Origin of the sequence: Pontibaca methylaminivorans (assembly GCF_900156525.1) — a bacterium.
In the GTDB taxonomy this organism is placed as follows: Bacteria; Pseudomonadota; Alphaproteobacteria; order Rhodobacterales; family Rhodobacteraceae; genus Pontibaca; species Pontibaca methylaminivorans.
The window spans coordinates 1616777-1631058 of record NZ_FTPS01000001.1 but is presented as its reverse complement, the minus strand read 5'-3'; the positions used below and the strand labels follow the sequence as shown (position 1 = coordinate 1631058).

Sequence of the window (14282 nt, the reverse complement as noted above, 5' to 3'; positions counted from 1 at the left end):
CCGGCGGAAGGGACCGATTCTTTGGCCCCGGATCCGGGCCGAAACCGGCGAAATGCCGGCGAATCCCGCTCAAGAATTTGATTCAAATGGCTTAATTCCGCCTACGGGATTTCCCCAATAGCCAAAACTGCGACATCCGCATGATACTGGTCATGTCATCTATTCGAGGGGAGTAGAGAAATGATCATCGTTGTGGATGGAATTAACCGTGGCCGCTATGGCCGTCTGCTTGACGAAATGTTTGCTTTGCGTGCCCGTGTATTTGGTGAGCGTCTGGGCTGGGATGTCGATGTCGTGAACGGGCGAGAGATCGACATGTTCGACGCGCTCGATCCGGCCTATGTAATCGGCCTGAACGACGAGGGGCACGTGGTGTCCTGCGTTCGCGCGCTTCAGACCACCGGTCCGCACATGCTGGCCGATGTGTTCCACGAAATCCTGGACGGCGAACCGCCGCTGCGCAGTGCAACGCTTTGGGAATCGACCCGTTTCTGCGTGGATACCGCCGCGCTCGGGCGCGGGCGTTCGCGCAATTCGGTCAGCTATGCGACCTGCGAACTGATGGTGGGATCCCTGGAATATGCGCAGGATGCGGGGATTGCCGACATCGTGACCGTGATCGACCCGATCATGGATCGCGTGCTCAAGCGTTCCGACTGCGCGCCTTATGATTACATCGGACGCACCACCCCCATGGGCAAGACTTCGGCGCTCGCCGCGCTGCTTGACTGCTCGGACGAGCGGATCAACCGCCTGCGCGCCTTTGCCGGCATCAGCGGCGACGTGTTCGCGACCCCCGAGATGGAGCAGGCGCTCGCCGGCGACATGCCCTTGCCGCATACGGCAGGCCAGTCGCATGCGTCGTCGGCCGCAGCCTAGGGGGCTCCGGTCATGATCATCGCATTCATCATCATCGGGGCGTTCTTCGGCCTGCTGGCCGCCGTGATCGCCGCCATTCTGGGCGCGTCCTTCTGGTCGATCATCGGCGCCTATGTCCTCGCGGGCAACATGGCGCTCATAACCTCGGCCGCGATCTGGGCGTTCCGCAACCGGCGGTCATCCCATGGCCCGAGCGACCGACGGCCGCACCGGATGGCACCCGAATCGCGCTACCGGAGATCAGGCGCACCGCTGGTGCGGCTGCCGCGACGGGGTGACACATACGGCACCGAAAGCGCACGCGAGGCATATGCTGCCTTCATGAATCAGGGCCGCCGGTAGTAGCCCTGCCGGATCGGGCGCGTATCCCACCTCCCCAACGCGCCCGATCCACCTTTCTTCCCACCTTTCTTCCGCTCGACACCTTGGCGCGGAATCGCGGACCGATCACGCGGCATCGCGGGGAGACTTTGCCGCCGGTCCACCAGCCTAGCTTGATCCGCCAGCTTGCCGCCACTCCGCTGCCTATAACGCAAGGAGCCCCCTCCGCGGGGGCTTTCATGCATTCGGGGCAGGCAGATGGCCCAGGGCCGGGCAAGGCGGGCATCATTCCCGCCCCTGCCGTTCGGAAACCGTACACACGGACGACGGGCCCTTTCCGCGACAGCCGCCGGGCCCGGCTCGTGGGGACATATGTGAAGGGCAGCCCCGCCGCGCCCATGGTGACGCGGCTGTCAGCGGCTCAGGCCGGCGGGGAAAAGCGCCGGATCATCGCGCGTGCCACCATGTCGAGCAGATAGCCGACCACCCCGATCACGAGCACCGTCGCCATGAGTTCGTCATAGGACAGCCGGTCGCGGGTATCGAGAATGAAATAGCCGAGCCCCGCCTGCACGCCCAGCATCTCGCAGGGGACAAGCACGATCCAGGCAATGCCGATGGCCAGCCGCAGCCCGGTCAGCACCTGCCCGATCACGCCCGGCAGGATCACCAGGAACAGGGTTTCGCGCCGGGTCGCGGCCAGGCTTTTCGCCAGCAGAAGCCATTGCGGATCAAGCCGGTGCACGCCGGCGGCGGTATTCAGCATGATCGGCCAGAGCGTGGTGAAAGCCAGCAGGAAATAGATCGGCGCATCACCAACCCCGAACAGAAGCACGGCAACCGGCATCAGTGACAGCGGAGAGATCATGCGCAGGAACTGGAACGCCGGCGTGGTCATGACCTCGGCCCGGCGGACGATCCCGATCAAGAGGCCGACCGGCACCCCGATCGCCAGCGCCATGGCGAGCCCGACCAGAACCCGCCGCAGGCTGAGCCCCATATGCACCCAGATGTCCGGCCCGGCCAGCAGGCGCAGAAGCGCGGGAAAGGCATCCACGGGGGAGAACCGGCGCGCGAAGCCCTGCTCGGGCGCGAGGATGTCGCTGGCAACCCACCAGAGCAGAACCAGAACCACAAGCCCCAGCGCACCCTGCACAATGACGCTGCCACGCCCGATACCGCCGCGACGGCTGTCGCGCGGCCGGTTGTTGCGGGCCCCACGGCGCGACCTCGAACGCGCCCATTCCGAAGCAACTGCGCTCATGTCTCGATCACCTCTTCGCGGGTCCATGATTCGGGCAGGCCAAAGGCCGAAAGCCCGCCTGCCGCCTCGACCGCCTGCCGCACGAAACGGTCCTCGACCAGATCGCCGGCGACGAAGTCCGGCTCCAGTTCGTCAAGGAACGAGCGATTGCCCACGACCTCGGTTTCCTTCAGCAGCCGGACCAGTTCGGTCGTGTAGGACGGGAAGGGATAGGGCTGAAAGTCGATCCGGCGTTCGCGCCATTCGGGGTGACGGATCACGCCTGACGCGACATATTCCTCGGTCTCCGCCTCGGAGGGGGCCAGAACCCGGCCCAGGATCTCGGGCGTGTGGGGCGTGTATCTCTGCGGATCCGACGACGAAAGAAGCTGCGCCGTCTCGGCCCGGTTGTCGCGGGTCCAGAGCTGGGCACGCACCATGGCGTTCACCACCTTCTGCGACCATTCGGGCCGCGATTCGAGATCGCTTTCATGCATGAAGACAAGGCAGCAGGCGTGGTCTTTCCAGACGTCGCTGGTAAAGCGCAGCATCTTGCCCACGCCGTTCACCTCGGCGGCGGCGTTGAAGGGCTCGGCGACGATATAGCCGCTGATGCTGCCCGCCGCGATCGCCGGCACCATGTCCGAAGGCGCCATCAGCGCAAGGCTCACCTCGTCCTTGGCCGGCTTGCCGGAAATGGTGATCTTGAGTCCGTTTTCGCGCAGCAGCTTCTGCAGCACCACGTTGTGGATCGAATACCAGTGCGGAACCGCGACCGTGGTGCCGGCCAGATCGGCCAGCGTTTCGATATTGTTCGCAACCGTCAGCCCCGAACCCGATGTGTGGTTCCAGGCGACGACCTTTGCCGGGGTGCGGCTGCCGTAGCGCGCCCAGACCGTGATCGGCGACAGCAGATGCACCACGTTGACCTGCCCGGCAAGGAAGGCTTCGAGGATCTGCGACCAGCCGCGGAACATGATCGGCTTTTCGACCTGCAGCCCCTCGTCCTCGAACATGCCCTGATGATGCGCGACCAGAAGCGGGGTCGCATCGGTGATCGGCAGATAGCCGATCCGCACCGGCGCGTCCGGTTCATCCGCGCGGGCGGCGCGGGCCTGCAGCAGCGGCGCGGCGCCGGCGGCGGTCAGAAGCGTGGCGAGCCGCAGGATGTCGCGGCGCGAGAAAAGGCTGTCTTCATATGGCATGGCGGTTCCCTTTCCGGCACCGGCTCAGTTCGGCCGTGTGGCCCGGCGCAGATGTTCAAGAATATCGACGCGGATCCGGCCAAGCTCGGCCAGGTGATCGCCGCGCGGGCGCGGCAGGTCGATCCGCCATTCACCAAGCGCCCCCGCCGGTGCGCCGCCAAGCAGCACGACGCGATCCGAAACGAGAAGCGCCTCGTCGATGTCATGGGTCACGAGCACCGCCGCGGTGCCGTAGTCCCGCACCACCTCGACCAGCAGATCCTGCATCCCGGCGCGCGTGATCTCGTCAAGCGCCCCGAAGGGCTCGTCCAGCAGGAGCACGCGCGGCTGGCGGGCCAGGCAGCGGGCAAGCGCGGCGCGCTGCGCCATGCCCCCGGACAGGGCCGAGGGGCGCATCTTGCGCGCATCCGACAGGCCGACCTTGGCAATCGCGCGCGCGACCCGCCCTGCCCGTTCGCCCCGGTCGAGTTCGGGCTGGCGCTTGAAATCGAGCCCGAAGGCCACGTTATGCTCAAGATCGAGCCAGGGCAGCAGCCCGGGCTGCTGAAAGGCGACGGCAAGGCGCGGGTGCACGCCCGACAGGGTTTCTCCCTCGAAAGCGACCCGGCCCGAATCCGGCTCCTGCAGCCCGGCCAGCACGCGCAGGAGGCTCGACTTGCCGACCCCGCTCGGGCCCAGGATCGCGACGATCTCCCCGGCCGCAAGTTCAAGGCTGAAACCCGCCAGCACCGGCAGCGGCGCATCCGCATAACGCAGCGCCACGTCCGAGGCGCTCAGCACCGATGCCGGGCGCGGGGCGCTCATGCCGCCTGCCGTGCCGCGGCGAGTTCGGTGCGAAGCTGCACGATGCTCGGGGTGATGACGGGGATGAAGGCCGCCTCGCGCCAGCGGCGGGCGAAATCGGCCCCCGGCCCGCGCAGATAGCAGCGCCCGCCCCCGGCCTGAAGCTCGAGCTCGACGGCATCGGAGACGATGCCGGCAAGGCGGATGCGCAGGTCGAACAGCGCCGCGGGGCGCCGGACGAAAGCCTGGCTGCGCAGCCCGGCGGCAAGCGCGGACCGGGCATCGGAAAGGTCAGCCTGCAGGGCGCGGATGTCGGGGCCGAGCACGCCGCGCCCGGAATCCGCCCTCGCCTCGGCCTCGTCGATCGCACGCGCCGCAAGCCCGATCGACATGCCGCATTGCAGGGCCATGAACGACGGGCGCACGCGCGGCAGCCAGTTCCGGGCGTCGCGGGTGATGATACGGTCTTCGGGCAGGCGCAGGCCGGTGAAGGTCAGCGCGGCCGTGTCGCTCGACCGCATCGCCATGAGGTCGAGATCGGCGCTGCGTTCAAGCCCCGGATCGTCATGGCTGATCGCCAGAATCATCGGCGCACCGCTTTCGGCCCCGTCGGCGGCGGCCGCGACATGGAACCCGTCGCGGCGCAGATCGGTGACCCAGGGCAGCTTGCCGTCAACGACCAGCGCCCCGTTTTCGCTTTTCGCCCGGACCTTGAGCGGTTCGAGCCCGGCGAGCGACTTCATCACGTTGGACAGGGCCGAGGCCCCCGCGGTGCGCCCTTCCAGAAGGTCGGGCAACTGCCGCCCGCGCAGGGCGGCGTTGTCGCTGTGAAGCAGAAATTCGATATAGCTGCGGTGCCCCCAGAGGATGAACGCCGCCGAAAGGCTTTCGCGCGCCACCGCCGCGACCGCACCGACGGCATCGACGACATCGCCGCCGCTGCCGCCCTCTGCTTCGGGCACGCCGATACGGGCGAGCCCGGCCGATGCGAGCCGGGGAAGAATCTCCTCCGCCCCGATCTCGCCAAGGTCGAGCCCCTGCGCCGAATCGGCCAGCCAGCCGGACAGATCCTGTGGAAGGGTGATGCTCATTGGCCTGCGGGGCTCCATTCATAGGCCGAAAGCTCGGGGTTCAGCGCCGGCTGGGCCAGGTTGTTGCTGAAATTGCAGAGCGTCGCGAGGCTCACGCCAAGGACCACCTCGAGCGCGGCCTGATCGTCGTAACCGGCTGCCTTGAAGGCCGACAGGTCTTCGTCCGCGACCGCGCCGCGGGTGGCGATCACCGCTTCGGTGAAACGCGCGACCGCATCCAGTTTCGGATCCGGCACATCCGTCTTGCCACGCAGCGCCTCGATCACCGGCGCGTCGAGCTTTGCCTTCTTCTCGGCCACGGCGGTGTGACCGGCGACGCAGAAACCGCAGCCGTGAGTCGCGGCCGCCGTGATCTGGACCGCCTCGCGCTCGGCAAGATTGAGCGAGGCACGCCCGTTGATCGCCGAGACCGTCTGATAGGTTTCAAGCGCCACCGGCGCATTGGCCAGCACGCGGATCAGGTTGGGAAGAAAGCCGTTGCTCTTCTGCGCGGCTTCGACCCGGGGACGCGAGTCTTCGGGCGCGTTGTCGATATCTCGCAATGCAAGTCTGGCCATGTTCCAACCTTTCTATCCGGGAAATGAGATGCCCCGCACATGACGGCGGGCTTGATGCAGTATCTATGCCAAGGCCGAAGCGGAAACAATTTCCCCCCATTCTTATTTCGGCGCGAAAGGCGGAACGCCTGTCCCGGCGAGGCGCGCAAGCAAGGGATATTATCCCCACACACCCAGCCGCCGATGAATCGGCCCCCATCGCGGGCCGTTCCACCGCATGGCGCAGCCACAGGCTGCCATCCTTCAGCGGCTGCACCTGTTTCAGCTTTCTCTCGCGGTCCGCATCGTCAGCAGCGCCGCCGCCAGCAGCAGCACGGCGCTGGCGATGAAGGTCATGCGGTAGCCGCTCATGTCGAACAGCAACCCGCCGGTGACCGCGCCCAGCGTGATCGCAAGCTGGATGACGGCGACCATCAGCCCGCCGCCCGCCTCGGCATCCTGCGGCAGCGAACGCGCCAGCCATGTCCACCAGCCGACGGGCGCCGCCGTGCCGATCAGCCCCCAGATGCCAAGCACGGCGGCCGTGACGGGAAGGCTGTAGCCGAAAGCGATCAGGATGACCGCGATCAGGGCCATGCCGGCCGGGATGACGGCCAGCGTGCGGTAAAGCCCGTCCTTCAGGAAGATGCCGATCAGGCTGGTGCCGACGACACCGGCCACGCCGATGCCCAGCAGGATGAGGGAAAGCGTCGAGACATCGACCCGCGTGACGGTCTCCAGAAAGGGGCGCACGTAGGTGAACAGCGCGAACTGTCCCATGAAGAACAGCGCCACCGAACCCATGCCCAGCGCGACCAGAGGCCGCTTCAGCAACTTGAATACGTTGCCCGATCCCGGCTGGCGGCCGGCTTTCATCGGGGGCAGGCTGACCCATTGCCAGACGAACACGATCACCGCGACCGGAACGACGGTGAAGAAAGCGCCGCGCCAGCCGATGATCGACCCCAGGAACGCGCCGAGCGGCGGCGCCACCACGGTTGCCAAGGCGTTGCCGCCGTTGAAGATCGCCAGCGCACGCGGCACCTGCGCCGCCGGCACCAGCCGCATCGCCGTCGCCGCCGACATCGACCAGAAGCCGCCGATGACGACACCGATCAGCGCCCGGCCGAACATGAAGATCAGATAGTTCGGAGCAATGGCCACGATGGTTCCCGACACCGCCATCACCCCGGTCAGCGCCAGCAGCAGGGTCTTGCGGTCGAGGCTGCCGGCGATGGTCGAGATGAACAGGCTGGTCAGCACCGCAAAGGCACCGGAGATGGCGATGGCCTGCCCGGCCTGCCCTTCGGTGATGTTCAGCTCGGACGCAATGGGGGTCAGCAGGCTGACCGGCATGAATTCCGAGGCGATCAGCGCAAAGACGCAAAGCGACATCGCAAGGACTCCGCCCCAGTTGGCTTGCCGTTCCTGAGTTGGAATCGCGGTTGATCGGGCGGCCATGTCGTTTCGCTTTCATGGGGTTGCGGGAGTCGGGCAGGCAGAATCCGGTGGTGCGGGGCGTGCGATGATGCTGCCCATGTCGGATCAGTCCTGCGCCTGAACCTAGGCAAGGCGCGAACCAGCAACTAGCCGGTGCAAATTGCATGACCTCATGAATCGGATTCATGAATTCCACCGGCGATATAACGCCTCCATGCGCGCGGTGCGGCCAGATCAATTCATGAATCCAACTCATGACCACATGCGACACAGGCGGGCTAATCGCTGAAACCGGCGCTCTTTATGTTTAACCCCACAAGGAGAACCTGCCATGACCCAGCCTATCCAGACCGAACCTGCCGCCGATCGGCAGACAGCCGGCCTCGACCGCCGCAACATGCTCAAGCTGACCGGGGCCGGCATCGCCGCCCTTGGCGCAGCGTCAACATTCAACGCTTCCACTGCAAAGGCACAGACCATGACCGACGAATGGGACAAGACCTTCCCGCGCAGCGAGAATGTGGACCATCAGAAGGTCACGTTCACGAACCGCTACGGCATCACCCTCGCGGGCGATCTCTACCTGCCGAAGAACCGGGGTGAAAACCGCCTGCCCGCGCTGGCCGTCAGCGGCCCCTTCGGCGCGGTGAAGGAACAATCCTCGGGCCGCTATGCGCAGACCATGGCGGAACGCGGCTTCGTCACGCTCGCCTTCGATCCGTCCTATACCGGGGAAAGCGGCGGCGAGCCGCGCCATGTGGCTTCACCGGACATCAATACCGAAGATTTCAGTGCCGCCGTGGATTGCCTGGGCCTGCAGCCGAACGTGGATCGCGACCGCATCGGCATCATCGGGATCTGCGGCTTTGCCGGCATGGCCCTGACGGCCATCACCAGCGATTCGCGCAGCATCAGCCGCAGCCATCAGGACAGCTACACGATCGAACAGCGCCATGCGGTTCTCGACTATCTCGGCCAGAAGCGTTGGGCGGACGTGGACAACGGCACCCATGCCCTCGGCCTTCATGAAGTCCCGTTCGATGAAAGCGGCAATCTGGTGGAGGGGCAGCGCATCCTTCCCGAAGAACTGCCCGAAAACCCCGATCCGGTTCTGGCCGCCTTCTTCGACTTCTACAGGACGGAGCGCGGCTTCCACCCCAGAAGCATCAACTCGACGACGGCCTGGACGGCCACGACCCCGATGGCGTTCTTCGGCTTTCCGATGTATGCGAATATCGAGATGGCCTCTCCCCGCCCGATCCTGCTGATCGCGGGCGAGAACGCGCATTCGCGCTATTACTCGGAAGATGTCATCAAGGCGGCCCCCGATCCCAAGGAGTTGCTGATCGTGCCGGGCGCGGATCACGTCGATCTCTATGATCAGATGGACAAGATTCCGTTCGACAGGCTGGCCGGCTTCTTCAACGAACACCTCGCCGCCTGAGATTGCGATGGGCCTGCCTGCGCGGTCAGGCCCGTCGTTTCCGATCAGACAGGGGACCATCGCATGTTGAAACCGCTATTAAGCGCGGCCATCCTTGCACTGGGACTGGCGGGAGCCGCCATGGCACAAGAACGCATCCGCATTTCCTCGGACTGGGGCGAAGTCACCGCCGAACTGGCAGACAACAAGGCCGCAAGTGCCCTGGCCGACATGCTGCCGCTGAACATCGAGATGAGCGACCATCTGCGGCAGGAAAAGACCGGCAGGCTGCCATCGGGTTTGCCCGACCTGCCCCGCCAGCAGGATTTTTCCGCCGGCACCCTTGGCCTGTGGAGTTCGGGCGATTTCGTCATCTATTACCGCGACGGGCGGGTGCCCCGGCCCGGTATCGTCGTGCTGGGGCAGGTGACGGGCGACGTCTCGATCTTCGACCGGCCCGGCCCCATCGCCCTGCGGATCGAACGGGTCGATTGATGGGTATTGCCTTGCGGGTATGATGGTCCCCGCCGATATGAAGGGAATTCGCGGGTGACGCGCCAGAACATCAATGATCTGCTCGCCTTTCTGGCGGTCGCGCGGGAGGGCAGTTTTACCAGGGCGGCCGCAAGGTTCGGCCTCTCGCAATCGGCGCTAAGCCATACCGTCCGCCAGTTGGAGGCGCGGCTCGGCATCCGCCTGCTCACCCGCACCACGCGTTCGGTTGCGCCGACAGAAGCCGGGGAGCGGCTGCTTGAGCGCATCGGGCCGCATTTCGACCAGATCGAGATCGAGATCGACGCGCTGAGCGAGTTGAGGGACAAGCTCGCCGGCACGATCCGCGTCAACGCACCCGACTATGCCATCAGCAGCATCCTGTGGCCGAAGCTCAGGCTTTTCATGCCGAAATACCCCGATATCAAGGTCGAGCTGCTGCTCGACAATGGCCTGACCGACATCGTCACCCAACGCTTCGACGCCGGGGTCCGCATGGGCGAGCAACTGGCCAAGGACATGATCTCGGCCCGGATCGGGCCTGATTTCCGCTTCGCCGTCGTGGGATCGCCGTCCTATTTCAAGGGCCGCGCGATACCGGAGAAGCCGCAGGAACTCATGCAGCACAACTGCATCAACTATCGCTTTCCCTCGTCGGGCGGGCTTTATGTCTGGGAGTTCGAGGATCGGGAAGGCCGCGAGATCAAGGTGAATGTCGACGGCCAGCTCGTCTTCAACAACATCTTCCATGTTCTCGATGCGGCGCTGGCCGGTCACGGTCTTGGCTATGTGCCGGAGGAAATCGCACTGCCACATATCGCGAGGGGTCGGCTCCAGCGCGTGCTGGAAGGATGGTCCCCCTATTGGGACGGCTACCACCTTTACTATCCGAACCGGAGGCTGTCATCGCCAGCCTTCGTCACCTTCGTCGAGGCGATGCGGCACCGCGATTGATCCACCTGGAGAACGGAAAGGGGGGATCCCCTGCCGGCCCCGACCGAATGCGGGGCGTTGGCCATGGTGCGGACGACGGGACTCGAACCCGTACTCTCATAAGAGAAGCAGATTTTCGTACCACTTCGACTTTCGCCGCCGCCATGTGGCGTTCGTGGTCTGGACTGTCCCTTCGCCATGGCCCGAAGGCTTTAGGCGCCGCCCGTCCAGTCTCTACACCTTCCCCTTTTCCGGGGCTTGGCTCGGGATCGGCCTGGGGCAGTGCCCGTTAGCGTTCCCCGACTTTGAGCGGTTCTACTCCGCGGATTTCCCCGCGGGCACTCCAATTCCAAAGTCTGCTGCGTCTACCGATTTCGCCACGTCCGCATGGCTTGCCTGTCGTCTAGCGCCGCATGGGGACGCTGGCAACGCTCCTCTTTCGGTGTCGCGCCGTGCCATTCCGCGGTTATACTGTCCGCAGACAACCGGCGGGAGGATCAGGCTCTTGTCACGCTGCGACAGCATCCCCGGCGACGAATCCGCTGCCATTGCGCGGCTGATCGGGCTTGCGGCGCTTGGCGACGATGAACGCAAACAGATCGCCCGACACGGCGCGGAACTGGTGCGCGCGATCCGCACCGGGGCACGGCCCGGGATGATGGAAGTGTTCCTTGCCGAATACGGGCTTTCGACCGACGAGGGCATTGCGCTGATGTGTCTGGCCGAGGCCCTGCTTCGGGTGCCCGACGCGGTGACGATGGACGCGTTGATCGAGGACAAGATCGCGCCGGGCGACTGGGCGCATCACCTCGGGCGCTCGGCCTCGCCGCTGGTGAATGCCTCGACCTGGGCCCTGATGCTGACCGGGCGCGTGCTGGATGATGAGCGGCCCGCCCCCGTGCAGGCCCTGCGCGGAGCGTTGCGCCGCCTGGGCGAGCCGGTGATCCGCGCCGCCACCCTGCGGGCGATGAAGGAAATGGGCCGTCAGTTCGTGCTGGGCGAGACTATCACAGCGGCAGCGGTGCGGGCGCGGGCGAACGAGGCAAAGGGCTTCACCCATTCCTATGACATGCTGGGCGAGGCCGCGCGGACCGAGGCCGATGCCGCCCGCTACCTGGCCGCCTATGCCCATGCGATCACCGCGCTTTCGGATGCGGCGCAGGCGGATGACATCCGCGACAATCCCGGCATCTCGGTCAAGCTCTCGGCGCTTTCCCCACGGTTCGAGCCCGCCCAGCGCAGCCGGATGATGCGCGACCTCGTGGTGCGCCTGCGCACCCTCGCGCGGCAGGCGGCGCGCGCGAACATGGGGCTGAACGTCGATGCCGAAGAGGCCGACCGGCTCGCGCTCTCGCTCGAGGTGATCGACGAAGTGCTTGCGGATCCGGCCCTGTCCGGCCCGGACTGCGCGGGCTGGCACGGCTTCGGCGTGGTGGTGCAGGCCTATTCGCCGCGGGCAACGCAGGTCATCGACGCGGTGCATGACATGGCGCGCCGCCACCGCCGGCCGCTCATGCTGCGGCTGGTCAAGGGCGCCTATTGGGACAGCGAGATCAAGCTCGCGCAGGTCAAGGGGCTTGCCGGGTTTCCCGTCTTCACCCGCAAGGCCGCGACCGACATTTCCTATATCGCCAATGCACGCAAGCTGCTGGGCCTGACCAACTGGATCTATCCCCAGTTCGCGACCCATAACGCCCATACGGTTGCCGCGATCCTCCATATGGCCGGCGACGGGCGGCGTTTCGAATTCCAGCGCCTGCACGGCATGGGCGAGGCGCTGCACCGCCTCGTCGCGGAGCGCCACGGAACCCGCTGCCGGATCTATGCACCGGTCGGGGCGCATCGCGACCTGTTGGCCTATCTCGTGCGCCGCCTGCTGGAGAACGGTGCGAATTCATCCTTCGTCAACCAGATCGTGGATGATCGCATCGCCCCCGAAACGGTCGCCGCCGATCCGTTCGCCCGGATTGCCACCACAATCCCGCCGCTGGCGACCGGCGCCGGGCTGTTCCTGCCCGAGCGGATCAATTCGCGCGGCTTCGATCTTGCCGACGCCCGCACGCTTGCCCGCATCAATGGCGCCCGCGCGCGTTTCGCCACCCATCGCCGGCAGGCCGCACCGCTGCTTGCCGGCGATGCCGCCCCCGGCGCGCCACATGTTTCGCGCAATCCGGCCATTCCTGACGACAGTGCCGGCATGGTCCGCTTCGCGAGCATGCAGGACATCGAAACCGCCCTTGCCGGGGCGCGACCGTGGCGGGGCACGGCGCCGGACCGCCACCGGATCCTGAGCCGGGCCGCGGATCTCTACGAGGCCGCCCATGGCGAGATCTTTGCCCTGCTGGCGCGTGAGGCCGGCAAGACGCTGCCCGATGCGGTTGCGGAACTGCGCGAAGCGGTGGATTTCCTGCGCTACTACGGCGCGAACATCCCCGCCGGAGAACCGGCCGGGACGTTCACCTGCATCTCGCCCTGGAACTTTCCGCTGGCGATCTTCACCGGACAGATCGCCGCGGCGCTTGCGGCCGGAAACGCGGTGCTGGCGAAACCGGCCGAACAGACCCCGCTCATCGCCCATCTGGCCGTGACCCTCCTGCACCGGGCCGGGGTGCCGCCCAGCGCGCTGCAGCTGCTTCCGGGCGCCGGCGAGGTCGGGGCCGCGCTGGTTTCGGATCCGCGCATCAATGGCGTGGCCTTTACCGGCTCGACCGGAACCGCGCGCCATATCCGCAGCGCCATGGCCGACCACCTGCGCCCCGGCGCGGCGCTGATCGCGGAAACCGGCGGGCTGAACGCCATGATCGTGGACAGCACCGCGCTGCCCGAACAGGCGGTGCAGGCCATTGTTGAGAGCGCCTTTCAATCCGCCGGGCAACGCTGTTCGGCCCTGCGCTGCCTCTACCTGCAGGAGGACATCGCCGACGAGGTGCTCACCATGCTCATGGGCGCGATGGATTGCCTGCGCCTGGGCGATCCCTGGCATGTCTCGACCGACATCGGCCCGCTGATCGACGCGGAGGCGCGCGCGGCGATCCTGCCCCATATCGAGCGCGCCCGCAGCCAGGGCCGGATCCTGAAGGAGATGCCCGCCCCCATGCGGGGCGCCTTTCTCGGGCCCACATTGATCGAGGTGCCGGGCATCGCCGCGCTCGGGCAGGAGGTGTTCGGCCCGGTGCTGCATGTGGCGCGCTTCAAAGCAACCGAGATCGACGCCGTGATCGGGGCGATCAACGCGACCGGCTATGGGCTGACCTTCGGGCTCCAGACCCGGATCGACGACCGGGTGCAGCAGGTGACCGACGCGCTGCACGCCGGCAACATCTATGTGAACCGCAACCAGATCGGCGCCATCGTCGGCAGCCAGCCCTTCGGCGGCGAGGGGCTTTCGGGGACCGGCCCCAAGGCCGGCGGGCCGCATTACCTGCAACGCTTCTGCGCCCGCGACCGCCGTCTGGCCGAGGCCCCGCCGCCCGTCCCGCCCACCCGCACCGGACCGGATGCGATCACCCTGCCCGGACCGACGGGCGAATCGAACCGGCTGGCACTGCACCCGCGCCTGCCGCTGCTCTGCCTCGGGCCCGGCGAGGCAGCAACGCGCGCACAGATGGCGGCGGTGTATGCGCTCGGCGGTCAGGCAGTCGCCCCGGACGAGCCGCCCGCGCCCGAGGCGCTCGGGACGTTCCCGGCGATTTCCGGCGTGCTCTGGTGGGGTGACGAGGACACCGCGCGGCGCTGCGAACAGGCGCTGGCCCGGCGTGAAGGGCCGATCCTGCCGCTGATCCCCGGCCTGCCCGAGCCCGCCCATGTGCTGGCCGAGCGCCACATCTGCGTCGATACCACCGCCGCCGGGGGCAATGCCGCGCTGCTCGGGCGGCTGGCCTGAGCATATCGATACCGGCTTCGCGCTTGACGCCGCCGGGGTTTGCCCGCAGCGTC

At 66.6% G+C, this 14282-nt stretch carries 12 protein-coding genes; 6 read left to right on the top strand and 6 right to left on the bottom strand.

From position 1 onward, the window contains the following. Positions 1-180 precede the first annotated feature (180 nt). Entirely contained in the window at positions 181-879 is a 699-nt protein-coding gene (locus tag B0B01_RS07965) for an acyl-homoserine-lactone synthase (protein WP_076649315.1), read from the top strand. Between the two features lie 12 nt (positions 880-891). Next, positions 892-1221: a hypothetical protein gene (locus tag B0B01_RS07960; protein ID WP_076649313.1), complete on the top strand. Its 330-nt coding sequence runs from the start codon at positions 892-894 to the stop codon at positions 1219-1221. A 400-nt stretch (positions 1222-1621) separates the two neighbouring features. Here the strand turns inward: B0B01_RS07960 and B0B01_RS07955 are convergent, their stop codons facing one another. The 6 genes from B0B01_RS07955 to B0B01_RS07930 form a co-directional block, all read right to left on the bottom strand. Further along, on the bottom strand, positions 1622-2464 hold the full coding sequence (locus B0B01_RS07955; protein ID WP_083946102.1) for an ABC transporter permease: 843 nt from the start codon (positions 2462-2464) through the stop codon (positions 1622-1624). After that, the gene (locus B0B01_RS07950) at positions 2461-3648 is read right to left on the bottom strand and encodes an ABC transporter substrate-binding protein (protein WP_076649311.1); all 1188 of its coding nucleotides are present in this window, start codon (positions 3646-3648) and stop codon (positions 2461-2463) included. Before B0B01_RS07950 ends, B0B01_RS07955 begins: the two co-directional genes overlap by 4 nt. Positions 3649-3672: 24 nt before the next feature. Continuing rightward, entirely contained in the window at positions 3673-4452 is a 780-nt protein-coding gene (locus B0B01_RS07945) for an ABC transporter ATP-binding protein (protein ID WP_076649304.1), read from the bottom strand. Beyond that, positions 4449-5522: an acyl-CoA dehydrogenase family protein gene (locus B0B01_RS07940; RefSeq protein ID WP_076649303.1), complete on the bottom strand. Its 1074-nt coding sequence runs from the start codon at positions 5520-5522 to the stop codon at positions 4449-4451. The genes B0B01_RS07945 and B0B01_RS07940 overlap by 4 nt, the downstream gene beginning before the upstream one ends. Beyond that, on the bottom strand, positions 5519-6079 hold the full coding sequence (locus B0B01_RS07935; protein WP_076649302.1) for a carboxymuconolactone decarboxylase family protein: 561 nt from the start codon (positions 6077-6079) through the stop codon (positions 5519-5521). The genes B0B01_RS07940 and B0B01_RS07935 overlap by 4 nt, the downstream gene beginning before the upstream one ends. Before the next feature lie 261 nt (positions 6080-6340). After that, positions 6341-7519 carry an MFS transporter gene (locus tag B0B01_RS07930; protein WP_076649301.1) on the bottom strand — a complete coding sequence of 393 codons (1179 nt, stop codon included), beginning with the start codon at positions 7517-7519 and terminating at the stop codon, positions 6341-6343. Between the two features lie 310 nt (positions 7520-7829). Here B0B01_RS07930 and B0B01_RS07925 point away from each other — a divergent pair, with 310 nt between their 5' ends. The 4 genes from B0B01_RS07925 (at position 7830) to putA (ending at position 14229) form a co-directional block, all read left to right on the top strand. Next, a complete protein-coding gene (locus B0B01_RS07925; RefSeq protein ID WP_076649299.1) occupies positions 7830-8942 on the top strand; it encodes an alpha/beta hydrolase in 1113 nt (370 codons plus the stop codon). Positions 8943-9062: 120 nt separating this feature from the next. After that, positions 9063-9416, top strand: coding sequence for a cyclophilin-like fold protein (locus B0B01_RS07920; RefSeq protein WP_200805409.1), 354 nt, complete (start codon positions 9063-9065; stop codon positions 9414-9416). Between the two features lie 54 nt (positions 9417-9470). Continuing rightward, a complete protein-coding gene (locus tag B0B01_RS07915) occupies positions 9471-10367 on the top strand; it encodes a LysR family transcriptional regulator (RefSeq protein WP_076649295.1) in 897 nt (298 codons plus the stop codon). 484 nt (positions 10368-10851) lie between these two features. Then, a complete protein-coding gene (putA, locus tag B0B01_RS07910; protein ID WP_234967729.1) occupies positions 10852-14229 on the top strand; it encodes a bifunctional proline dehydrogenase/L-glutamate gamma-semialdehyde dehydrogenase PutA in 3378 nt (1125 codons plus the stop codon). The last annotated feature ends 53 nt before the right edge of the window (positions 14230-14282 follow it).